Here is a 23757-nt window from a genome sequence, read left to right as displayed (position 1 = left end):
GGCGGCTTGTCTTAGGGCAAGCCGCAAGGCATTGAGGAGAAGCTCATGGCCGGCGCAAAAGAGATACGTAGTAAGATCGCAAGCGTCCAGAACACGCAGAAGATCACCAAAGCAATGGAAATGGTCGCCGCGTCCAAAATGCGTAAAACGCAGGAACGCATGGCTGCCAGCCGTCCTTACGCAGAAACAATGCGTAAAGTGATTGGCCACCTGGCTTTAGGTAATCTTGAGTACAAACACCCTTACCTGGATGAACGCGAAATCAAACGCGTGGGCTACCTGGTGGTGTCCACTGACCGTGGTCTGTGTGGTGGCTTGAACACTAACCTGTTCAAAAAGCTGCTGGCTGACATGAAAGAGTGGTCCGATAAAGGCGTTCAAAGCGAAATCGCAATGATCGGCTCTAAAGGCGTCTCTTTCTTCAACTCTGTAGGCGGCAATATTGTTGCTCAGGTGACTGGTATGGGTGATAACCCTTCCCTGTCCGAGTTGATTGGCCCGGTGAAAGTGATGTTGCAGGCCTACGATGAAGGCCGTCTGGACAAGCTGTATGTTGTCAGCAACAAATTTATTAACACAATGTCTCAGGTTCCTACCCTTACCCAACTGCTGCCGTTACCGCCAGCAGAAGACGGCGAGTTGAAGAAGAAATCCTGGGATTATCTGTATGAACCTGATCCTAAAGCGCTGCTGGACACCTTGCTGCGCCGTTACGTGGAATCTCAGGTTTATCAGGGCGTCGTAGAAAACCTGGCCAGCGAGCAGGCCGCACGTATGGTGGCGATGAAAGCCGCTACCGACAATGGCGGCAGCCTGATTAAAGAGCTGCAGTTGGTTTACAACAAAGCTCGTCAGGCCAGCATTACTCAGGAACTCACCGAAATCGTCGGTGGCGCTTCCGCGGTATAACCAGGTTTACGTATTTAGAGGATTCGAGATGGCTACTGGAAAGATTATCCAGGTAATCGGCGCCGTGGTGGACGTCGAGTTCCCTCAGGATGCCGTACCAAAAGTGTACGACGCTCTTGAGGTTACAAATGGTAAAGACCGTCTGGTGCTGGAAGTTCAGCAACAGTTAGGTGGTGGCGTAGTGCGTACTATCGCCATGGGTACTTCTGATGGTTTGCGTCGTGGTCTGGAAGTTTCTAACCTCGATCACCCAATTGAAGTGCCAGTAGGTAAAGCGACTCTGGGCCGTATCATGAACGTCCTGGGCGAGCCTATCGATATGAAAGGCGATATCGGCGAAGAAGAGCGTTGGGCGATTCACCGTGCTGCTCCTAGCTACGAAGAACTGTCTAGCTCCCAGGATCTGCTGGAAACCGGCATCAAAGTAATGGACCTGATTTGCCCGTTCGCTAAGGGTGGTAAAGTCGGTCTGTTCGGTGGTGCGGGTGTGGGTAAAACTGTAAACATGATGGAGCTGATCCGTAACATCGCGATCGAGCACTCCGGTTACTCAGTGTTTGCAGGCGTGGGTGAACGTACTCGTGAGGGTAACGACTTCTACCATGAAATGACCGATTCCAACGTTCTGGACAAAGTATCACTGGTTTATGGCCAGATGAACGAGCCACCAGGTAACCGTCTGCGCGTTGCGTTGACCGGTCTGACCATGGCTGAGAAGTTCCGTGACGAAGGTCGTGACGTTCTGCTGTTCGTTGATAACATTTACCGTTATACCCTGGCCGGTACAGAAGTATCTGCGCTGCTGGGTCGTATGCCATCTGCGGTAGGTTACCAGCCAACTCTGGCAGAAGAGATGGGTGTTTTGCAGGAACGTATTACCTCCACCAAAACTGGCTCAATCACTTCTGTTCAAGCGGTATACGTACCTGCGGATGACTTGACTGACCCATCTCCAGCAACCACCTTTGCTCACTTAGATGCAACCGTGGTACTGAGCCGTAACATCGCGTCTCTGGGTATCTACCCTGCGGTAGATCCACTGGATTCCACCAGCCGTCAGTTAGATCCACTGGTTGTTGGTCAGGAACACTACGACACCGCGCGTGGCGTGCAGTCTATTCTGCAACGTTACCAGGAACTGAAAGACATCATCGCCATTCTTGGTATGGATGAACTTTCTGAAGAAGATAAATTGGTTGTAGCACGTGCGCGTAAGATTCAGCGCTTCCTGTCTCAGCCATTCTTCGTAGCAGAAGTCTTTACCGGTTCTCCGGGCAAGTTCGTATCGCTGAAAGATACTATCCGTGGCTTTAAAGGCATCATGGACGGCGAATATGACCATCTGCCAGAGCAGGCGTTCTACATGGTTGGTACTATCGACGAAGCCGTTGAGAAAGCTAAAAAACTTTAACGCCTTAATCGGAGGGTGACATGGCAATGACTTATCACCTGGACGTCGTCAGCGCGGAGAGCCAAATGTTCTCCGGTCTGGTCGAGAAGATCCAGGTAACGGGTAGCGAAGGTGAGCTGGGTATTTTCCCTGGCCACGCCCCGTTACTCACCGCCATTAAGCCTGGTATGATCCGCATCGTTAAACAGCACGGACATGAAGAGTATATCTACCTGTCCGGTGGTGTGTTGGAAGTGCAGCCTGGCACGGTAACCGTGCTGGCCGATACCGCAATTCGCGGCCAGGATCTCGACGAAGCTCGGGCCCTGGAAGCGAAGCGTAAAGCGGAAGAGCGCATCCACAGCTCCCACGGTGATGTGGACTACGCTCAGGCTTCTGCTGAACTGGCTAAAGCGATCGCGAAACTTCGTGTTATCGAGTTGACCAGAAAAGCGATGTAACTACCTGCTTGAAAAGACAAATGCCAGCCAGGTTTCCCTGACTGGCATTTTTTTCGTCTGAACGTTTTTACTGCTTCGTCAGAAACTCGCCGGTTTTAAATGAACCATCGGCATTACGTTGCAAAGGCACGGGCAACGTCAGCGACTGATAATCTTTAACACTCAGTTGCTTCCCTTCGCTGTTCTCTGTTTTGCCATCACGAATGAAGTAATTACTGCCATCTACGCGCCCGGAAATGGCATCATCATATTTCCCGTCTGTACTGCGCAATGAAATGTTATCGGTGAACTTGCCCTGAGTTTCAGCACTTCCATAAGGGCTTGGACGGAAGATGTAGTTAAAGCGTTGGTTATCGACAGCGACATTATTTGCCACCACCAGCGCACCCGGATTGAAGTTATCGGTAAAGCCATCGAGGTGGTTACCAATAGCAATGCTGTTGTGGATTTCATGTGCGACAGGCTGCCCTTCCCCACCCAGTTTAAAACCGTTGCTGGTGTTGTTACGGGCAATTGAATTCTCGATCACCACAACGCCATTCGCGCCGTCTTCAATCTTGTTGAATAAATCATAGCCATCATCAATGTTGTCGTGCGCATAACAACCCTCAAGACGGTTGCCATCCCCGACACGCATTTTCACCGCGAATCCATCTGCGTTGATTTTGCCTGGGTCTTCATTATTGAAGGATTCAGAATTAACGACGCGGTTGTAGCTTGCCCAAAGTGGACGACCTACATCGGCTGGCGAGGAAATCTGAATGCCGGTATCGTCATTTTTATAGGCGACGACGTTTTCGATAAGGTTGTTGCTACCCTGCACTCGCAAACTCTTATCGGTGACTTCAATGCCTTTAACATGCCAGTAGTTACCATCGAGCAGTAAACCACGAATCACCACTTTGCCGTCAGCCTCCAGGGTTTTCAGTTTGCCTTTTAAACCGCTGTCAGGGGTTGGAATGGTAGTTTGCGGGTACTCACCACTGCTCAGGATGATTTTTCCTCCAGGTTGGATGAGTGATATTGCGCTGGCCAAATCTAATGGTGCTTCTTTTGACCCCTGATTGCTTGAAACCCCATCTGGAGCGACATACAACGTAGCGCCATTCAGGTTTTTCACTTGCTCGACGTCAAAGCTCTGACTGACGGGCGTTTTGCTTTTTCCGTTGGTTGGGGTAAAAGTCACGGTAAAGCTGTTGCGCTCTTTCAGCGTGGTAGGCAGTGAGAACATTTCACCGGCTTTCGCAGCTTTTTCCTGACCGATCACAACTTCGTCCTGGCGTACGGTGAAGTTGCCGTCATAGTTAGCGCGTGCCTGTACCACGTATTCGCTGGTGGTGCTCTTTGGTGGCGAAGCAATTTGCATCACTACTGGCCACGCTTTTGGCTCGAACGCAGCTGAGGCTACAGTTTGCGCTGCGCTGGTTTCGAGTGACGCATCACTTACGGTGATTTTTGCATTCCTCGACGCAAAGAAGCCCACGTAATATTGGTTTTTATCCTGAGCGGTAATGATATCGGCGCGTTTCACATTTTCAGAAACCCATGTTTCGCTTCCGGCCGCAGCCCATGAAGTGATAAAACCTTCATTTGTACGCTCGAGTTTCATGCGGAAAGTCGGCATCTTGCTGAGATCTACCGCTTCCTGATAACTTTTACGTGAAATCGTTGAGCCAGTATTTCCCCACGGCTGCGAAATGCCATCACGTGCAATCGCCTGCATTTTGACGCGCGATGCGTCTTTTTTATCCTGCGTCATAATGGCGTTCATCACCATGTTTGACGCCGCCGGGAACTCTTCGTAACCCTCTTTTAATGGCTCCTGGCGCGGGTTTCCTAATACATCCCTCACCAGTAAACCAGCACCTTCCTGAGCGGCTGGTTTGGCACCATTTTCAGGGCCAAACTGATCGACGGTCACCGTTGCCTGTAAGACAAAATTCTCACTGGCGGGCAGTGCGGTATAGAAGAAAGTGAGTCCATCGTGAGAGTTCGCAATTTTGCCGCCGCGACTCTCAATGGTTATCGGTTTAGAAAGATCGGCGTTATCAGCGGTAGTGAGTTTTTTGCCATCGATCGTGACGTTATTTACGCCGACTTTTTCAGGCAATACGTTGGATGAAAAGTTAACATCTGTTGATTGCCCAAAAGCAATCGCATGCCAGATGGGCTGTTGCTGTGCTGTCGCCGGTAGCGATAAAGCTACGCCGCAAAGCGTGAGAGCCAGAGGTATTTTTGACGCCATTTTTATTCTCCTTATCAATGTCGGCGTCATTATGTATAAAAATGAAACATTGTTTCTTTTATGTTTATCACAAAGGCAGATTTTTAAAACACGAACTACCAATTATGTGGGGTAGCTTTGTTTCAATCTGAAAAGAAGTCTTAATCCATAGAGATATATGGCTTTTGTCATTTCAGAAGTACTTTTTGCGACCTTATCCACCTACAATTGAGCACATGGGCAACTAAAAATCACCGTCGAAGCCTGTTTTTTAGGCATTGCGTTTTTTGTTGCAAAATATGTAGAAATTTCAACGTGAAATCGTTTTACTTCTCTCACAAATTTAAGTCAGGACGCGTATGTCAAACAGTGCGATGAGCGTGGTTATCCTAGCCGCAGGCAAAGGGACCCGCATGTATTCAGACCTCCCGAAGGTGTTACATACCCTTGCCGGGAAACCGATGGTTCAGCATGTTATTGATGCAGCTAATAATTTAGGCGCACAACGCGTGCATCTGGTTTATGGGCACGGCGGTGACTTGCTTAAAAACACGCTCAGCGATGGTTCGCTGAACTGGGTTTTGCAGGCTGAACAGCTGGGCACTGGTCATGCGATGCAGCAAGCGGCGCCATTCTTTGCTGATGACGAAGATATTCTGATGCTCTACGGCGATGTGCCGCTTATTTCCGTTGAGTCCCTGCAACGCCTGCGTGATGCCAAACCGCAAGGCGGCATTGGTTTGCTGACAGTAAAACTCGACGATCCAACCGGTTATGGCCGTATTGCTCGTGAACACGGCAAAGTTGTCGGTATCGTTGAGCACAAAGATGCGACTGATGAGCAGCGCAAAATTGATGAAATCAACACCGGTATTCTGGTGGCCAATGGCGCGGATCTGAAGCGCTGGCTATCGAAGCTCGATAACAACAATGCGCAGGGTGAATTCTATATCACCGACATTATCGCCCTGGCACATCACGAAGGCCGCGAAATTACTGCCGTCCACCCGGATCGTTTAAGCGAAGTGGAAGGCGTGAACAACCGCCTGCAACTCTCCCGCCTTGAGCGCGTCTACCAGAGTGAACAAGCCGAGAAACTGCTTCTGGCTGGCGTTATGCTGCGCGATCCGGCGCGTTTCGATATCCGTGGTGAACTGACCCACGGGCGTGATGTGGAAATTGATACTAATGTCATTATTGAAGGTGTTGTGACATTGGGTAACCGAGTGAAAATTGGCACCGGTTGCGTGATCAAAAACAGCGTAATTGGCGATGACTGCGAAATCAGTCCGTATACCGTTGTGGAAGATGCCTCGCTCGCAGCGGCCTGCACCATCGGCCCGTTCGCCCGTTTGCGCCCCGGAGCTGAACTGGCAGAAGGCGCACACGTGGGTAACTTCGTGGAGATGAAAAAAGCGCGTCTCGGCAAGGGGTCTAAAGCTGGGCATCTGAGTTACCTGGGCGACGCCGAAATTGGCGACAACGTGAATATCGGTGCAGGCACCATTACCTGTAATTATGATGGCGCCAATAAATTTAAAACCATCATCGGTGATGATGTGTTTGTCGGTTCCGATAGCCAGCTGGTGGCTCCGGTCACCGTTGCGCGTGGTGCGACGATTGGCGCAGGGACGACGGTCACCCGTAATGTTGGTGAAGATGAACTGGTCATCAGCCGCGTGAAGCAAACCCATATTCAGGGTTGGCAGCGCCCGGTTAAGAAAAAGTAATTTTTGATTTTCCTTCTCCCTGAATGGGAGAAGGCTGGGGTGAAGGTTGTTCTCGAAAATGACCCGCCCCGCAGTACTACCAAAACTATAACCCCACTCTCTACAAGGCTCGGGGCCCCGGAATACGGGATATTTACCCAAAGAATTTCGTGCAATCAACGTATCTTTAGTGCGAAAGACGACGGGTAAAACAGGTCAGCGACAACACATGGCGTAATGCCATTATCAGGAATCTAATCTTATGTGTGGAATTGTTGGCGCGGTCGCGCAACGTGATATCGCTGAAATCCTTCTCGAAGGACTACGTCGTCTTGAATACCGTGGTTATGACTCTGCGGGCCTGGCTGTAGTAGATGAAAAGGGTCATATGACCCGTCTGCGCCGCTTGGGTAAAGTGAATAAACTGGCCGAAGCTGCCGCAGAAACTGCGCTGCATGGCGGCACCGGTATTGCTCACACTCGTTGGGCAACTCACGGCGAACCATCAGAAGTTAACGCACACCCGCATGTATCCGAACATATTGTGGTGGTTCATAACGGTATTATCGAAAACTACGAACCGCTGCGCGAAGCGTTGCAGGGTCGTGGCTACACATTCGTTTCACAAACCGATACCGAAGTTATTGCTCACTTAGTCCATTGGGAACTGGAGCAAGGCGGTACTCTGCGTGAAGCCGTGCTGCGCACCATTCCACAACTACGTGGCGCGTATGGCACCGTAATCATGGACACCCGTAATCCGGATGTTCTGCTGGCCGCACGTTCCGGTAGCCCGATGGTTATCGGCCTCGGCATGGGCGAAAACTTTATCGCCTCCGACCAACTGGCACTGCTGCCGGTGACTCGTCGTTTCATCTTCCTTGAAGAAGGTGATATTGCGGAAGTGACTCGTCGTTCCGTTACCGTGTTTGATACCAAAGGTGAGCAGGTTAAACGCCCTGATATCGAATCCAGTCTGCAATATGACGCGGGCGACAAAGGTATTTATCGCCACTACATGCAGAAAGAGATCTACGAACAGCCGAACGCGATTAAAAATACCCTGACTGGCCGCATTAGTCATGGCGCTATCGATCTCTCAGAGCTTGGCCCGAAAGCTAACGAAATGCTGTCTCAGGTTGAGCACATTCAGATTGTCGCGTGTGGCACTTCCTATAACTCAGGCATGGTTTCACGTTACTGGTTTGAATCACTGGCAGGCGTGCCGTGCGATGTCGAAATTGCCTCTGAATTCCGTTACCGCAAATCCGCGGTGCGTCGTAACAGCCTGATGATCACCCTTTCCCAATCTGGTGAAACGGCAGATACCCTTGCTGCACTGCGTTTATCAAAAGAGTTGGGCTATTTAGGTTCGCTGGCGATTTGTAATGTCCCGGGTTCTTCTCTGGTGCGTGAATCCGACCTGGCACTGATGACCAACGCGGGCACCGAAATCGGTGTGGCTTCGACCAAAGCATTTACCACTCAGTTGACCGTTTTGTTGATGCTGGTGGCGAAACTGAGCCGCCTGAAAGGCGCTGACGCAGCAATCGAGCAAGATATCGTGCATGGTTTGCAGGCGCTACCAAGCCGTATCGAGCAGATGCTTTCCCAAGATAAACGCATTGAAGCGCTGGCCGAAGATTTCTCTGACAAACATCATGCGCTGTTCTTAGGCCGTGGCGATCAGTATCCAATCGCAATGGAAGGCGCACTGAAGCTCAAAGAAATCTCTTATATTCATGCGGAAGCGTATGCGGCGGGTGAGCTGAAACATGGCCCACTGGCGCTGATTGATGCGGATATGCCGGTTATCGTTGTGGCTCCAAATAACGAGTTGCTTGAAAAGCTGAAATCAAATATCGAAGAAGTGCGCGCGCGCGGCGGTCATCTGTATGTATTTGCAGATAAAGATGCAGGCTTCGCCAGCAGCGACAACATGCACATCATCGAGATGCCGCACGTAGAAGAAGTTATCGCACCAATCTTCTACACCGTCCCGTTGCAGTTGCTGTCTTATCACGTTGCGCTGATCAAGGGCACCGACGTTGACCAGCCACGTAACCTGGCGAAATCAGTTACGGTTGAGTAAGCCGTTTTAAGCTGTCATACAAAATGAAAAAGCCCGGTTGCGCTTAGCACAACCGGGCTTTTTATTGCTAAATCAATTCTCTTCCTGCGTCACCAGTTTTGGTTCTTCAGGTGATTTCAACAACACCCACAAGACAATCGCCCCGATAACATCAAACACCGAAAGCACGGCGAACAGCGGGCTGAAACCAACCGTGTCGGCCAGCGCACCCACAACCAGTGCAAACATGGTGCTGGCAGTCCACGCAGCCATGCCGGTGAATCCGTTAGCGGTAGCAACTTCGTTGGAGTCAAACATATCAGAAGAGAGTGTAATCAATGCGCCAGACAGTGACTGGTGAGCGAAGCCACCAACGCATAACAGTGCAATCGCCACCATTGGACTGCCGAACAAGCCGACCATCCCCGGCAGGATCATAAGCGCCGCACCCATCGTGACCACCAGCTTGCGTGACACAACAATATTCACACCAAATATCTTCTGGAACATACCCGGCAAATAACCCCCAATAATGCATCCAAAATCGGCGAACAGCATCGGGATCCAGGCAAACATGGCGATATCTTTGAGGTTAAAGCCGTAGGTGTGCACCATAAACAGTGGGATCCATGCGTTAAACGTCCCCCACGCAGGTTCAGCCAGGAAACGCGGTAATGCGATACCCCAAAACTTACGTTGTTTCAGCAGGCGGCCAATGCGGACTTTCTCAACCTTTGGTTTCTCAGGCTGCCCATCGGTTATATAAAGATACTCTTCCCGAGACAGTGATTTGGTTTTTGACGGGCGGTTATAGGTGAAATACCAACCCGCTGCCCACAGCACGCTGAAAACACCGACCATAATAAACGCCAGTCTCCAGTCCCTGATATAGATTGCCCACGCGACCAGCGGAGGTGCAATCACCGCGCCAATAGAGGAACCAACGTTGAAATAGCCCACAGCAACCGAACGTTCAGTATCCGGGAACCATTCAGTTACTGATTTCAAACCAGCAGGTATCATCGCACTTTCAGCAAAACCGCCGAGGCCACGGAACATTGCCAGACCTTTCCAGCCAGTCGCGAATGACGCGCCAATGCAGAACACGCCCCACATGAGGCCGAAAATGGTGTAACCCACCTTTGTACCCAATGTATCAAGCAGATAACCGGCAATAGGTTGTGCAATGGTGTAGCAGGCCGAGAATGTCGCAATAATGTAAGAATATTGCTGGGTGGTAATGTGCAGATCGCTCTGTAATGTTGGCGCTGCGGCGGAAATAGTATTTCGGGTTAAATAGCAAAGAATGGTGCCTAATGTCACCAGTGACAGCATAAACCAGCGCTTGTGGCCTGTTTTGCGCATAATGAATCCCCGTTTTACAAGCAATAAGTGGCCTGACCGCTGCAAGGCAGCAGGCAAATAAATAATTCAGAGGAGATAAAAATCAGCGGCGCTTCAGAAGACGTCGAGGATTCTGGTTTGGCCCATCCTGGACTTGTTTTTGTTATGTAGATCACACTATTCGTTGATAATGAACCTGTGTTTCACTTTTATTTGTGATTAATCTCAATTTTTTGTGTGTAATCTACCCCTAACGGGTAATGTATGTGATGTGCGTCACATTTCTTTAGGTAATGAGTTGATGGTGATTATGCAAAATATGAATGAGACGCGCCGCAAAATGCCCATCGATTCCCCGGTACGAATTAATAAATACATTAGCGATAGCGGTATCTGCTCTCGCCGTGAAGCCGATCGCTATGTCGAACAGGGCTGTGTTTTTATTAACGGCAGGCAGGTCGGTTTTGGTGCTCAAGTCTTGGCTGGCGATGTGGTGAAAGTGAATGACCATCTTATTGAGCCGAGAGATGACAACGGCCTGGTGTTGATCGCGTTGAATAAGCCTGTTGGCATCATCACCACGATGAAAAAGAGCGTGCGAGGGAATATCAGCGCTCTTATTAACGGCGACCAACGTATTTCCCCGATAGGGCGTCTGGATAAAGATTCGCAGGGGCTCATTTTGCTGACCAATCACGGTGATGTGGTTAATAAAATTCTGCGCGCGGGCAACAATCACGAAAAAGAGTATGTGGTTAGCGTCAATAAGCCGGTGACTGAGGAGTTTATTACGGGTTTATGCGCGGGTGTTCCTATACTGGGTACGGTGACAAAACCATGTAAGGCGACGAAAGAATCGGACCAGATATTTCGTATTACTTTAGTTCAGGGATTGAATCGCCAGATTCGCCGAATGTGCAAATATTTCGGCTATGAAGTGACCCGACTTGAACGTATCCGCATTATGAATATCCATCTGGAAGGGCTACCGCTGGGGGAATCGCGCTACCTGAGCCGCGACGAACAGGACGAGCTACTGAAACGAATTGAACACTCAGAATCCTGAGTATGACAACTGGAAATATGCCCCAAAGCGGCCTGTCATAAAACTGTCATAATTCGTACATTTAAATGTCACCAAACTGTCCTATTTTCTATCCTGCAACCACTAAACAACGATTTACGTTCACCTCTGCAGGAGACATTATGAAAGTTATGCGTACCACTGTCGCAACTGTTGTCGCCGCGACCTTATCCCTGAGTGCTTTCGGCGCGTTTGCTGCTGCAAGCCTGACTGGCGCTGGTGCAACCTTCCCTGCGCCGGTGTATGCCAAATGGGCAGATACTTACAATAAATCAACTGGTAACAAAGTGAATTACCAGGGTATCGGCTCCTCCGGTGGCGTTAAACAAATTATTGCTCACACCGTGGATTTCGGCGCATCTGACGCGCCATTGTCTGATGAAAAGCTGCAACAAGAAGGTTTGTTCCAGTTCCCGACTGTCATCGGCGGTGTTGTTCTGGCGGTCAACTTGCCAGGCGTGAAATCCGGCGAGCTGGTGCTCGACGGTAAAACCCTGGGTGACATCTACCTGGGTAAAATCAAAAAATGGGATGACGAAGCTATCGCTAAACTCAACCCAGGCATGAAACTGCCACAGCAGAATATTGCGGTTGTGCGTCGTGCTGACGGTTCCGGTACTTCCTTCGTCTTCACCAGCTACCTGGCGAAAGTGAACGAAGAGTGGAAAACTAAAATCGGTGCAGGCTCAACGGTAAACTGGCCGACGGGTCTGGGCGGTAAAGGTAACGACGGTATCGCCGCGTTTGTTCAGCGTCTGCCAGGTTCAATCGGTTATGTTGAATACGCTTACGCTAAGCAAAACAACCTCGCTTATACCAAACTGGTTTCAGCTGATGGTAAGCCAGTAGCGCCTTCTGAAGAGAACTTTGCAAATGCTGCAAAAGGTGCAGACTGGAGCAAATCATTCGCTCAGGATCTGACAAATCAGAAAGGTGACAGCGCTTGGCCAATCACGTCTACCACCTTCATTCTGGTTCACAAAGAGCAGAAAAACCCAGAGCAAGGCGCTGAAGTGCTGAAGTTCTTCGACTGGGCTTACAAAGACGGTGCAAAACAGGCGAGTGACCTGGATTACGCTGCCCTGCCAGACGCTGTGGTTGAACAAGTTCGTGCAGCATGGAAGACCAACGTGAAAGACAGCTCCGGTAAGGCGCTTTATTAATTAATGAAAATGGCGGATGGCGTGAATGCTTATCCGCCTTACAACTGCTTTTCGTAGGTCGGATTAGCGTAAGCGACATCCGACATGTTGTAAGAAATGTATTTAAACTTAAAGAGTAAGTTATGGCAGTGAGTAAGCCGGTGTTCAAAGCCCCTGGCAAACAAGGTGATGTCATTTTCAGCGCGCTGGTAAAACTGGCTGCGCTGATTGTGCTATTTCTGCTGGGCGGGATCATCATCTCCCTGGTCATCTCCTCCTGGCCAAGTATCGAGAAATTTGGATTCTCGTTCCTGTGGAATAAAGAGTGGGATGCTCCTAACGATATTTATGGTGCGCTGGTGCCGATTTACGGCACGTTAGTCACCTCGTTCATTGCGTTGTTAATCGCAGTACCGGTGAGTTTCGGTATCGCGCTGTTCCTGACGGAATTGGCACCCGGTTGGTTGCGCCGCCCGTTGGGTATCGCCATTGAACTGCTGGCGGCTATTCCAAGTATCGTGTACGGCATGTGGGGCCTGTTTATCTTTGCTCCGCTGTTTGCGAAGTATTTCCAGGAACCGGTTGGCAATGTGCTTTCTTCTGTACCCATTGTCGGTGAACTGTTCTCAGGCCCGGCGTTCGGTATCGGTATTCTTGCGGCTGGCGTTATTCTCGCCATTATGATCATCCCTTACATCGCTTCTGTAATGCGCGATGTATTCGAACAAACTCCTGTGATGATGAAAGAGTCGGCCTACGGTATCGGCTGCACCACATGGGAAGTTATCTGGCGCATCGTTTTGCCGTTCACCAAAAACGGTGTTATTGGTGGCGTGATGTTAGGTTTGGGTCGTGCTCTGGGTGAAACCATGGCAGTAACTTTCATCATCGGTAACACCTACCAACTCGACAGCGCTTCGCTGTATATGCCGGGCAACAGTATTACCTCTGCACTGGCGAACGAATTTGCTGAAGCGGAATCCGGCCTGCATACCGCAGCATTGATGGAACTCGGCCTGATCCTGTTTGTTATCACCTTTATCGTGCTGGCTATCTCTAAGTTTATGGTTATGCGTTTGGCGAAGAATGAAGGAGCGCGCTCATGACGACTATGGAAATGCAAAGTCGCGCGGCGTTAGCGGAATCACGCCGCAAAATGCAGGCTCGTCGTCGGTTTAAAAACCGCATTGCTCTGACACTTTCAATGGGAACCATGGCGTTTGGCCTGTTCTGGTTGGTGTGGATCCTGTTCTCTACGGTGACTCGCGGTATAGACGGTATGTCGATTGCGCTGTTTACCGAAATGACACCACCGCCGAATACAGAAGGTGGTGGCCTGGCTAACGCCCTCGCGGGTAGCGGCTTGTTGATCCTGTGGGCGACCGTTTTTGGTACGCCGCTGGGCATCATGGCGGGTATCTACCTGGCGGAGTACGGCCGCAAATCAGCGCTGGCCGAGGTTATTCGTTTTATCAACGACATCCTGCTTTCTGCGCCATCTATTGTTGTCGGCCTGTTTGTTTACACCATTGTGGTCGCGAAAATGCAGCACTTCTCCGGCTGGGCTGGGGTCATTGCGCTGGCGTTATTGCAGGTGCCGATTGTTATCCGCACAACTGAAAACATGCTGAAACTGGTACCAGACAGTCTGCGCGAAGCGGCATACGCATTGGGTACGCCAAAATGGAAAATGATTTCTGCCATTACGCTGAAAGCCTCTGTTTCCGGGATTATTACTGGCGTATTGCTGGCGATTGCACGTATCGCGGGTGAAACCGCCCCGCTGCTGTTCACGTCGCTTTCCAACCAGTTCTGGAGCACTGACATGATGCAGCCGATTGCTAACTTGCCAGTGACGATATTCAAATTTGCGATGAGCCCATTTGCCGAATGGCAACAGTTAGCCTGGGCTGGCGTTCTGATTATTACCCTTTGCGTACTGCTGCTAAATATTCTGGCGCGTGTGATTTTTGCAAAGAGTAAACACGGTTAAATTTTGCGGCGCGGCAAAGGCGGCGTCGGATGGAGATTAAGAAACAGATGAGTATGGTCGATACTACCCCAGACAAAATTCAGGTTCGTGATTTGAACTTCTATTACGGTAAGTTCCATGCCCTGAAAAACATCAATCTGGATATCGCTAAAAACCAGGTTACCGCGTTCATCGGCCCGTCAGGCTGTGGTAAATCCACCCTGCTGCGTACATTCAACAAAATGTACTCGCTCTATCCAGAGCAGCGCGCCGAAGGTGAGATTCTACTGGATGGGGAAAACATCCTCACTCAGAACCAGGACATCGCCCTGCTGCGTGCCAAAGTGGGCATGGTATTCCAGAAGCCGACGCCATTCCCAATGTCGATTTATGACAACATCGCGTTTGGCGTGCGCCTGTTTGAAAAGCTGTCACGCAGCGACATGGATGAGCGTGTGCAGTGGGCTTTGACCAAAGCCGCATTGTGGAACGAAACCAAAGATAAATTGCACCAGAGCGGATACAGTCTCTCCGGTGGCCAGCAGCAGCGTCTGTGCATTGCGCGTGGAATCGCGATTCGCCCGGAAGTGTTACTGCTTGATGAGCCATGTTCAGCGCTTGACCCTATTTCTACCGGTCGCATTGAAGAGCTTATCACCGAGCTGAAACAAGATTACACCGTGGTGATTGTGACTCACAACATGCAGCAGGCGGCGCGTTGTTCAGATCACACCGCGTTTATGTACCTGGGTGAGTTGATTGAATTTAGCGAAACCGACACGCTGTTTACCACACCCGCTAAAAAGCAAACTGAAGACTATATTACTGGCCGTTACGGCTGATCCGGGAGAATACAATGGATAGCCTCAATCTCAACAAACACATTTCCGGCCAGTTTAACGCCGAGCTGGAATATATCCGCACCCAGGTCATGACCATGGGTGGGCTGGTGGAGCAACAGCTTTCTGATGCGATCACTGCCATGCACAATCAAGATGGCGAACTGGCAAAGCGCGTCATTGAAGGCGACCAGAAAGTTAACATGATGGAAGTGGCGATCGATGAAGCCTGCGTGCGCATCATCGCTAAACGCCAGCCAACCGCCAGCGACCTGCGCCTGGTGATGGCTATCATCAAAACGATTTCTGAGCTGGAACGTATCGGTGATGTCGCGGATAAAATCTGCCGCACGGCGCTGGAGAAATTCTCCCACCAGCACCAGCCGCTGCTGGTTAGCCTCGAGTCATTAGGCCGTCACACCGTGCAAATGCTGCATGACGTACTGGATGCGTTTGCGCGTATGGATCTCGACGAAGCGGTGCGTATTTATCGCGAAGATAAGAAAGTTGACCAGGAATATGAAGGCATCGTGCGCCAGCTGATGACTTATATGATGGAAGACTCGCGCACCATTCCAAGCGTGCTGACTGCACTGTTCTGTGCGCGTTCTATCGAGCGTATCGGCGACCGTTGCCAGAACATCTGCGAGTTTATTTTCTACTTCGTTAAAGGGCAGGACTTCCGTCATGTCGGCGGCGACGAACTGGATAAATTGCTGGCGGGTAAAGACCCGAAAGAGTGATTTATCGGCCCTCTCTCACTTCGGGAGAGGGCTGGATTATAGCTATTTCAGGGATTGACCACATTCAGCGTATAGTCTTTACTGAAATAACTGCCAGGGACGAACATATTTCCATACATTCCACTACTGAGATTTATTTTTATAAGACCTGTTTTTGAGGGGGTGCCATAAACTTCTACACAGTTATGATCCTTGATATCTCTTGTATCCGCTGTAATTACCGAGTCTGGTAATTTACAATTACGCACAAAAACTCCTGCATCATCAGGCTCCACTGTTCCTGCCTTTCTTTCCGCCCCACCAAAAACAGCCCCGCCTAATATACTAATTTTAAAAAGATAAGGCTTTCCTAATGTTGCAGCAGGTAATACTTCATTGTCTGGTATATATTCAGCCTCAGGACTTAAGAAAGTACAAGCTGTCAAAGTGGATAGGCTTAAAACCATAAGAATTCGTAAAATTAGCATAATTAATTTAGTGATTTAAAAACCACGCCTCCAAAAAACCGATGAATGAAGAAGGAAATGTCTTTTCCTGGTTTTATTCGATTAGTTACGTTTCCCCAGGAAAATAAATTTAAATGCACAAATCCATCATTTCCATGAGTCACCAAGCCATCCCAGACAATCCAATGTGTTGGTACGTTGTTCGTTCAGACAAACTACCCAGTAATAAACTGTCATTAATAAGTGACACCACTTTATAACCTTTCTGTATATATTCATTTAATTCATTAACCCCCTGAATTCCAGACTGCGTAATTCCGACATTGCTGAATACCTTTTCGTAGCCTGCTTTCTCAAACCATTCTGTCAGTGTGCCCCATAATGTTATACCGGCCAGTGGAGAATCGAGGTTGTCAAAACTCAACACTTTATTTTCCGAGTCTCTCAGCCCGGCAAGTGTCATCCAGTCGAGGCCAGATATATCACCATATAAATGACCCGTCGGATGACGGCAACCATCACTCGGCGTTATCTCAAGCTGACCAATTTTAGTTTTCCCAATTCTCCACAACTCCTGTGCAGCTTGTGTATACACATCGGGCCGATCTTTCTGCAGGCAGTAAAAAAATGCCGCAGGGCCACATAAACTGGCATTGAACTGGTTTGGATAATCGACCTGATTAAGTCGTCTATTTATTTGCTGCTCGATAAGTGTTTTTTCAAAAGGATCCTGAGGGCTGCCAATTGGATATTGCTGCGCAATGAAAGGTCTTTCCGGTCTGGAGATTTTTACAACAACAGTATTATCACCTTCACTTACTGATTTGGTTGTTCCCGTCGATTGAAAATAACAGGGGTTTTCACGCTTAACCGATGACCAGGCTTTACCTGATGCGAACTCTTCTAACGTATACATTTTTGTGAATGGTTGAGGTGAAACGCATAAAGTTTTAAGCATGGTTTTCCGGTAAAGCATTACCTCCATAATATAAATGGTTGAAATGGGTTCGCTGACGTTTTCTGTTGCATGAGATTGTGTTTCATAATTAGTGAGAAGCGCTTGTTGCTTTACATCCACAATGGAATGTTTTCTTTTTTTCGAATCCATCCGATAAATACACAAATCATAAAGAATTTCACTTGCAGGTACATTCGAACTTATTCTGGTGGAGACATGATAAACAGACATCATTCAAATCCTTATGAATACAAAGTATAAAGATTACAACGATTGCCCATTCAATAAAGGCATGTATGTCTGAAAATGGTAAGCGGAATTTATATTCCAGGGTGGAATGACATAAAAAAAGGTTCACCGCAAATTAGCGTGAACCTTTTCTACTACTGATTTGTTAACTCAAAGATTAGCGAACGATAATCCCTAACAGAATCCCCAGCGCACCAAAGTCGGCATCACTGAAAGTGGTGTTAGCAAAACCGATATCGCCCAGCACTGGCAGCAAGAACACTGGCAGGAAGGTAATCAGCAAGCCCTGCGCAAACGCCCCCAGAATCGCGCCACGACGCCCACCGGTTGCGTTACCGAATACGCCAGCGGCTGCACCGACGAAGAAGTGCGGCACCACGCCTGGGATAATCACGGTCATGTTCAGCAGATACAGCGCGAACATACCGATTAAACCTGCCGCAAAGCTGCTCAGGAAGCCAACCAGTACAGCATTAGGTGCATACGGGAACACGACCGGGCAATCGAGCGCTGGCTTCGCGTTCGGCACCAACTTGTCGGAAATACCTTTGAACGCTGGAACGATTTCCGCAATTACCATGCGCACACCTTGCAGAATGATGTACACGCCAGCCGCAAAGGTAATGGATTGCATGATTGAGAACATGAACCAGTTTTTACCACCGCTCAACTCTTTCACCACGTCAGCGCCCGCAAACAGGCACGTCACGAGGAAGATAATGCTCATGGTAAAGGAGATAGCGACCGGTGTATCACGCAAGAACAGCAGACTTTTCGGCACATTCATGTCTTCAGTCGAGTGTTCTTTATTACCAAATTTGCTGCCGATGAAACCCGCCAACACATAAGATAATGTCGAGAAGTGGCCGATTGCCACGTCGTCAGAACCGGTAACTTGCTTCATGTAAGGGTGTGCAATGGCCGGGAAAAAGACCATCGCCACACCGACAACCAGCGAGCCAACAGCAATCAGCGTTACGCCAGTCATGCCAGCCGTTGCCAGAATCACCGCCACCATCATCGACATAAACAACGTGTGATGACCGGTCAGGAAGATAAATTTCCATGGCGTGAAGCGGGCAATCAAGATGTTGATAACCATGGCGAAGAACATGATCATCGCCATCTCTTTACCGAAGCTTTTTTGTGCGACGGAAACAATAGCTTCGTTGTTCGGCACCACGCCCTGAATACCAAAGGCGTGCTGGAATATATTGGCGAAATCACCCAGCGAAGACACGACCAGGCCAGCACCGGCACCTAAAATCACAAAACCCATAATGGTTTTGACGGTGCCTTTGATACATTCTGTGACCGGTTTTTTCTGTGCAATCAAACCAATCAAAGCGATTAAACCAACCAGCACTGCCGGTTCGGAAAGCACATCGCTCATCAAAAAACGAAAGAAATCCATATCGACCCCTGCTTACAGTGCGCCTAACTCGGTTAATGCCACGGACAAACGTTCTTTCATGGCTTTCTTATCGATCATATTGTCCAGTGCGACGATTTTGCCGCCGACAGACTGTGCGACTAATTGCTCGGCAATGTCTTTGGTGCCGACAAAAATATCGCTAGGCGTACCTTTGGCTGAACCAAGATCAACATGGTCAACATCCGCGCTCACGCCGAGATCTTTCAGGATGGTTTTAATGCTCATTTCCATCATCAGACTGGTGCCTAAACCGTTACCGCATACCACTGTGATTTTCATAATTTTCCCCTGGATTAAGAGCCTATCCCATTAGGCTATTTTATTTGTTCGTTTGGTCTTGGGCTGTGCTCAAAATCCTCACGTACTACGTGTACGCTGTGGTTTTTCCGCGCAGTCCGATCCCAAACGGTCTGCAACAATTACGCCTACTGGGCAGGCTCTAATAGCGCGCAATGACGGACAAAATGTCTTGCGATGTTTTGGCCGTCAAAATGGCCTGAATGTCTTGTTCGTTATCGAATAGCTGAGCGAGTTGAGAAATCGCTTCGATGTGGCTGGTGCTGTCGGTTGCGGCCAACACAATCAACAGTTTTACCGGATCGTTTTCATCGGCATCAAAATTCACGCCTGAGGTAATCAGGGTCAGCGCCAGCGCCAGTTTATTTGCGCCCTCTTCTGGACGCGCATGTGGCATCGCAATGCCTGGACCTACCACGTAATACGGGCCGATAGCTTCATGCGAGCGATAAATAGCTTCGACATAACGTGGTTCAATCGAGCCGTTTTCAATCAACGGGTGACACGAAATAGCTACGGCGTCGCGCCAGTCTTTAGCCTGCTCAACGACCTGAATGACCTCTGCGGTTAATAGATTTTTTAACATGCGTCTGATAACTCCCGATGATAATTAACAGGAGAGTAGATATTTTATGTATCAATTAATGTGATGGTTGTCGCATTTGATAGCGCTATCATTTATCCCGGCTCCGACTTTGGCTATATCCAGTTCCGGCATATACAATGCGTAAGGGTTTTTGCTAACGTGTTCAATTGCTTGACCGATAGACGGTGAAATAAAAATAATGAAAACAGTGAGTTGTAGTTGCCCGGGGAGGCCTAATGGAAAAAACGCGTAAGCGCCGAGGTACCGGGCGAGTCACACTGCAAGAAGTCGCCAATTTTGCGGGCGTCGGAACCATGACCGTTTCCCGCGCGCTGAGAACGCCTGATCAGGTTTCTGATAAGCTGCGAGAGAAGATAGAACAAGCGGTGGAAGCGCTGGGTTATATCCCCAATCGGACAGCGGGCGCGCTGGCGTCCGGACACAGTGATACCGTCGCTGTACTCATTCCTTCTTTGACCGACAAAGCCAGTTCCCGCTTTATGCAGTCGCTACAGCAGGTGCTGAATAAAAACGAATTTCAGCTGCTACTTGGCTGCCATGAACATAACAAAAATAAAGAAGCTGAAATATTGATGACGTTGCTGCAAAGCAATCCTGCCGCGTTGGTTATCTTTGGCTCGCAACTGGCTGAAAAAACGTATCAAACTCTCGAAAAGGCGAATGTTCCAACGATTAATGTGGTGGGTTCCCCGTTTAGCCAGGCGTCAATTTCCCTCGAAGCGTCATTTTTTGAGGCGGCGCATAAACTGACGGAACACCTGTTGGATCAGGGATATAAGAATATTGGTTTTATTGGTGCGCACATGGATAACCGTCTGCAGCGCCAGCAGCTTAATGGCTGGCATAAAGCCATGCTCAGTCGCTACCAGAATTCCGATCAGGTTATTACCACGCCCGATGCCGCCAGCCTACAGTTTGGCCGCTACGCATTGACTGAAATACTCCAGCGTCAGCCGGAACTCGATGCGGTGATTTGCAGCCATGAAGACATTGCGTTAGGGATAATGTTTGAGTGTCAGCGTCGTCTGCTAAAAATCCCAGGTAATATTGCCATCGCCTGCCTCGATGGTTCAGACAGTTGCGATCAAACGCACCCAACACTGACCTCTATTCGCATCGATTATAAAAAGATGGGCAAAGAAGCGGGTAAACTGCTGATTGAATTGCTCAATGATGAGCGTGATGATGAGTTAGATGAATCGCGGGTCGAGCTTTTCAGCTATCAGATAGAGTTACGCCAAAGTACCTGAGTCATTCGGCGGATAAGCTTGTGCCATCCGCCATTTTCGTTAAACCGTAATATTCCAACCTCGCGCACGCCATAATTCCGGCAACTGCGCTAAATCGGTAAACGTCGTCACTTTCGGATGATCAATCGGCTTGTTATGCGGGTCGGCACAAAAATAGAAAACTTCCATGCCTGCGGCTATTCCTGATTGCGCACCCGCCATCGAATCATCCACCAGCACACAGTTTTTAACATCAACACCCATGGCATCGGCGGCGTGGAACATCAGTGCCGGGTCTGGTTTCCACAGCTGAATATCGTAGCCGCTAAACAGTTTGTCCGGGAAATGGTGGAGCATTCCGGTTTTGCCCAGCGAATGATTCATCTTGCTGACCGGGCCATTGGAGACAATACACATCGGCACCTTGATTTGATCGACTAACGTTGCGGCACCTTCAATCTCCACCAGCTCGCTGTCGAACAGACGCGAAACTTCGGCGCGATAAATCGGCTCCAGTTCCTCTTTTGGCAAATTCACTCCATGTTGGGCATTGATCGTGTCGATTATCTCGTAGAGTTTTATCCCTTTGAAGGTCTTGTGAACCTCCTCAAGCGCAAGCTCGATGCCGTATTGCGCAAACATATGCACGTAGGCTTTGGAGCAAATAACCTCACTATCAACCAGCGTGCCATCGCAGTCGAAGAACACCGCATCTATCCGGGACATACTGCCTCCATTTATTAAGATGAACATGCATCTTACCCAATTTGCGCAATTTTTGCGGCACGCAATCGTTGCCGTATAAGAAAATTCAATGAAAAAAAACTGCGCCGGGCCACCATGTTTTGTAATTTTTGGTATAGGATAGCGACGGATTTTCCCTCTCAATGTTCGGAATTAAGACTAATGAGCCAACCACAATCTACTCCGGCCGCAAATCCGGGGCTGCTCGAGCGCGTGTTTAAACTGCGCGAACACGGCACCACGGCCCGCACTGAAGTGATCGCCGGTCTCACGACCTTCCTGACGATGGTGTATATCGTTTTCGTCAACCCGCAGATCCTTGGCGCCGCTGGTATGGATACCCAGGCCGTTTTCGTCACCACCTGTTTGATTGCCGCATTAGGTAGCATCCTGATGGGTATTTTCGCCAACCTGCCAGTTGCACTGGCTCCGGCCATGGGCCTGAATGCGTTCTTCGCCTTTGTGGTGGTTGGCGCGATGGGGATTTCCTGGCAAGTCGGAATGGGCGCCATTTTCTGGGGTGCAGTCGGTTTACTGTTGCTGACTATTTTCCGCGTGCGTTACTGGATGATTGCCAATATTCCAGTGAGTTTGCGTGTCGGTATCACCAGCGGTATCGGGCTGTTCATCGGAATGATGGGCCTGAAAAACGCCGGGATTATCGTGGCTAACAAAGATACGTTAGTGACCATCGGCAACCTGACTTCGCACAGCGTTCTGCTGGGTGCGCTGGGCTTCTTTATCATCGCTATTCTGGCTTCGCGTAACATCCACGCTGCTGTACTTGTATCCATCGTGGTGACCACATTGTTGGGCTGGATGATGGGCGATGTGCAATACCACGGTATCGTTTCTGCGCCACCAAGCGTGCTGTCCGTTGTCGGCCAGGTAGATTTAGCGGGTTCTCTGAATATTGGCCTGGCAGGGGTTATCTTCTCCTTTATGCTGGTTAACCTGTTTGACTCCTCTGGCACGCTGATTGGCGTAACGGATAAAGCAGGCCTTGCCGACGAAAAAGGGAAATTCCCACGCATGAAGCAGGCGCTGTACGTTGATAGCGTCTCCTCTGTTGCGGGCGCGTTTATCGGAACATCTTCTGTTACCGCCTATATCGAGAGTTCTTCTGGCGTGTCTGTTGGCGGGCGTACTGGCCTGACGGCGGTGATCGTGGGCTTGTTGTTCTTGTTGGTTATCTTCCTGTCACCATTGGCGGGCATGGTTCCGGCATATGCGGCAGCAGGCGCTCTGATTTACGTTGGCGTGCTGATGACATCCAGCCTGTCGCGCGTGAAGTGGGATGACCTGACAGAAGCGGTTCCGGCGTTTATTACCGCGGTCATGATGCCATTTAGCTTCTCCATCACCGAAGGTATCGCACTGGGCTTCATCTCATATTGCGTGATGAAACTCGGCACCGGTCGCTGGCGTGAAATCAGCCCATGCGTGATTGTCGTGGCGCTGATGTTTGTGCTTAAAATCGTGTTTATCGACGCACACTAATAGATTGTGCCGGATAACGCTTCGCTTATCCGGCCTACTTATTACCCGTTCAACGAATGATTCTCTCTGCGATACCTGCCCGGCGGCTGATGAAATGTGCGCGTAAATATCCGCGTAAACGTCTGCTGCGAATCAAAACCATACTTCAGACTAATATCGTAAACCTTGTTATCGGTATCGCGTAAATCACGCGCAGCCAGCAACAGTTTGCGGTCGCGAATGTATTTCCCGAGGGGCTCGCCTTTATACTGCATAAACAAACGCTGCAAGTGCCACTTCGAATAACCCGCATGTAAGGCAATATCATCTATGCGTAATGGCTGGTGCAAATTGTCGTCAATCCATTCAACAATTGTGTCGATAACCTGAGCTGAAATAGTCATTCGTCCCCCCGCGCTTTTTGC

Annotated in this window: 21 protein-coding genes and 1 pseudogene; 13 read left to right on the top strand and 9 right to left on the bottom strand. The window is 49.5% G+C overall.

Features of this window, described 5'->3' with window-relative positions; genetic code table 11:
• The first annotated feature begins 45 nt into the window (after positions 1-45).
• Genes atpG through AC0IWZ_RS21165 form a run of 3 tightly spaced genes read left to right on the top strand, consistent with a single transcriptional unit; the run spans position 46 to position 2760 of the window.
• Positions 46-909, top strand: coding sequence for a F0F1 ATP synthase subunit gamma (gene atpG / locus AC0IWZ_RS21175; protein ID WP_034499867.1), 864 nt, complete (start codon positions 46-48; stop codon positions 907-909).
• Between the two features lie 28 nt (positions 910-937).
• Entirely contained in the window at positions 938-2320 is a 1383-nt protein-coding gene (gene atpD / locus AC0IWZ_RS21170; RefSeq protein WP_034499864.1) for a F0F1 ATP synthase subunit beta, read from the top strand.
• Between the two features lie 20 nt (positions 2321-2340).
• Complete coding sequence (locus AC0IWZ_RS21165; protein ID WP_034499861.1) at positions 2341-2760, top strand: F0F1 ATP synthase subunit epsilon; 420 nt, start codon at positions 2341-2343, stop codon at positions 2758-2760.
• 67 nt (positions 2761-2827) lie between these two features.
• On the opposite strand, the gene AC0IWZ_RS21160 is transcribed toward AC0IWZ_RS21165, so the two are convergent.
• Complete coding sequence (locus AC0IWZ_RS21160; RefSeq protein ID WP_471678532.1) at positions 2828-5005, bottom strand: right-handed parallel beta-helix repeat-containing protein; 2178 nt, start codon at positions 5003-5005, stop codon at positions 2828-2830.
• A 338-nt stretch (positions 5006-5343) separates the two neighbouring features.
• Between AC0IWZ_RS21160 and glmU the strand changes: the two genes are divergently transcribed.
• Positions 5344-6714 carry a bifunctional UDP-N-acetylglucosamine diphosphorylase/glucosamine-1-phosphate N-acetyltransferase GlmU gene (gene glmU, locus AC0IWZ_RS21155; protein ID WP_410373164.1) on the top strand — a complete coding sequence of 457 codons (1371 nt, stop codon included), beginning with the start codon at positions 5344-5346 and terminating at the stop codon, positions 6712-6714.
• 241 nt (positions 6715-6955) lie between these two features.
• The gene (gene glmS / locus AC0IWZ_RS21150; RefSeq protein ID WP_471678533.1) at positions 6956-8785 is read left to right on the top strand and encodes a glutamine--fructose-6-phosphate transaminase (isomerizing); all 1830 of its coding nucleotides are present in this window, start codon (positions 6956-6958) and stop codon (positions 8783-8785) included.
• Positions 8786-8857: 72 nt separating this feature from the next.
• Here the strand turns inward: glmS and AC0IWZ_RS21145 are convergent, their stop codons facing one another.
• On the bottom strand, positions 8858-10129 hold the full coding sequence (locus AC0IWZ_RS21145; RefSeq protein WP_471678534.1) for an MFS transporter: 1272 nt from the start codon (positions 10127-10129) through the stop codon (positions 8858-8860).
• A gap of 319 nt (positions 10130-10448) precedes the next feature.
• On the opposite strand from AC0IWZ_RS21145, the pseudogene rluF reads away from it, so the two are divergent.
• From rluF to phoU, 6 genes and pseudogenes are all read left to right on the top strand, one after another.
• A pseudogene (gene rluF / locus AC0IWZ_RS21140) lies at positions 10449-11171 on the top strand (23S rRNA pseudouridine(2604) synthase RluF); the annotation flags it as partial.
• Between the two features lie 143 nt (positions 11172-11314).
• A complete protein-coding gene (pstS, locus tag AC0IWZ_RS21135; RefSeq protein WP_034499849.1) occupies positions 11315-12355 on the top strand; it encodes a phosphate ABC transporter substrate-binding protein PstS in 1041 nt (346 codons plus the stop codon).
• A gap of 122 nt (positions 12356-12477) precedes the next feature.
• The gene (gene pstC, locus AC0IWZ_RS21130; protein ID WP_034499846.1) at positions 12478-13440 is read left to right on the top strand and encodes a phosphate ABC transporter permease PstC; all 963 of its coding nucleotides are present in this window, start codon (positions 12478-12480) and stop codon (positions 13438-13440) included.
• Positions 13437-14327, top strand: a complete 891-nt coding sequence (pstA, locus tag AC0IWZ_RS21125; RefSeq protein WP_034499844.1) for a phosphate ABC transporter permease PstA — start codon at positions 13437-13439, stop codon at positions 14325-14327. Before pstC ends, pstA begins: the two co-directional genes overlap by 4 nt.
• A gap of 47 nt (positions 14328-14374) precedes the next feature.
• Complete coding sequence (gene pstB, locus AC0IWZ_RS21120; RefSeq protein ID WP_034499921.1) at positions 14375-15148, top strand: phosphate ABC transporter ATP-binding protein PstB; 774 nt, start codon at positions 14375-14377, stop codon at positions 15146-15148.
• Between the two features lie 14 nt (positions 15149-15162).
• Positions 15163-15888 (top strand): phosphate signaling complex protein PhoU, encoded by a 726-nt coding sequence (phoU, locus tag AC0IWZ_RS21115; RefSeq protein ID WP_034499841.1) that lies wholly within the window; start codon positions 15163-15165, stop codon positions 15886-15888.
• A 47-nt stretch (positions 15889-15935) separates the two neighbouring features.
• Here phoU and AC0IWZ_RS21110 read toward each other — a convergent pair whose 3' ends face one another.
• From AC0IWZ_RS21110 to AC0IWZ_RS21090, 5 genes are all read right to left on the bottom strand, one after another.
• The gene (locus tag AC0IWZ_RS21110) at positions 15936-16355 is read right to left on the bottom strand and encodes a hypothetical protein (RefSeq protein WP_471680522.1); all 420 of its coding nucleotides are present in this window, start codon (positions 16353-16355) and stop codon (positions 15936-15938) included.
• Positions 16356-16494: 139 nt separating this feature from the next.
• Positions 16495-17523: a hypothetical protein gene (locus AC0IWZ_RS21105; RefSeq protein WP_471680521.1), complete on the bottom strand. Its 1029-nt coding sequence runs from the start codon at positions 17521-17523 to the stop codon at positions 16495-16497.
• A 175-nt stretch (positions 17524-17698) separates the two neighbouring features.
• Positions 17699-18955: a PTS ascorbate transporter subunit IIC gene (locus AC0IWZ_RS21100; protein WP_034499835.1), complete on the bottom strand. Its 1257-nt coding sequence runs from the start codon at positions 18953-18955 to the stop codon at positions 17699-17701.
• A 12-nt stretch (positions 18956-18967) separates the two neighbouring features.
• Positions 18968-19255, bottom strand: coding sequence for a PTS sugar transporter subunit IIB (locus AC0IWZ_RS21095; protein WP_034499832.1), 288 nt, complete (start codon positions 19253-19255; stop codon positions 18968-18970).
• A 160-nt stretch (positions 19256-19415) separates the two neighbouring features.
• Positions 19416-19859 (bottom strand): PTS sugar transporter subunit IIA, encoded by a 444-nt coding sequence (locus AC0IWZ_RS21090; RefSeq protein WP_034499830.1) that lies wholly within the window; start codon positions 19857-19859, stop codon positions 19416-19418.
• A gap of 236 nt (positions 19860-20095) precedes the next feature.
• Between AC0IWZ_RS21090 and AC0IWZ_RS21085 the strand changes: the two genes are divergently transcribed.
• Complete coding sequence (locus AC0IWZ_RS21085) at positions 20096-21130, top strand: LacI family DNA-binding transcriptional regulator (RefSeq protein ID WP_172896048.1); 1035 nt, start codon at positions 20096-20098, stop codon at positions 21128-21130.
• A 39-nt stretch (positions 21131-21169) separates the two neighbouring features.
• Here AC0IWZ_RS21085 and yieH read toward each other — a convergent pair whose 3' ends face one another.
• Positions 21170-21835, bottom strand: a complete 666-nt coding sequence (yieH, locus tag AC0IWZ_RS21080) for a 6-phosphogluconate phosphatase (RefSeq protein WP_471678537.1) — start codon at positions 21833-21835, stop codon at positions 21170-21172.
• A 180-nt stretch (positions 21836-22015) separates the two neighbouring features.
• Here yieH and AC0IWZ_RS21075 point away from each other — a divergent pair, with 180 nt between their 5' ends.
• Positions 22016-23353: an NCS2 family permease gene (locus AC0IWZ_RS21075; protein ID WP_034499824.1), complete on the top strand. Its 1338-nt coding sequence runs from the start codon at positions 22016-22018 to the stop codon at positions 23351-23353.
• 41 nt (positions 23354-23394) lie between these two features.
• Here AC0IWZ_RS21075 and AC0IWZ_RS21070 read toward each other — a convergent pair whose 3' ends face one another.
• Positions 23395-23736, bottom strand: a complete 342-nt coding sequence (locus tag AC0IWZ_RS21070; RefSeq protein WP_034499822.1) for a RamA family antibiotic efflux transcriptional regulator — start codon at positions 23734-23736, stop codon at positions 23395-23397.
• Positions 23737-23757: the final 21 nt, after the last annotated feature.

The sequence above is a fragment of the Buttiauxella sp. AC142 genome (assembly GCF_979253435.1).
This window is presented reverse-complemented; position numbering and strand designations above follow the sequence as displayed.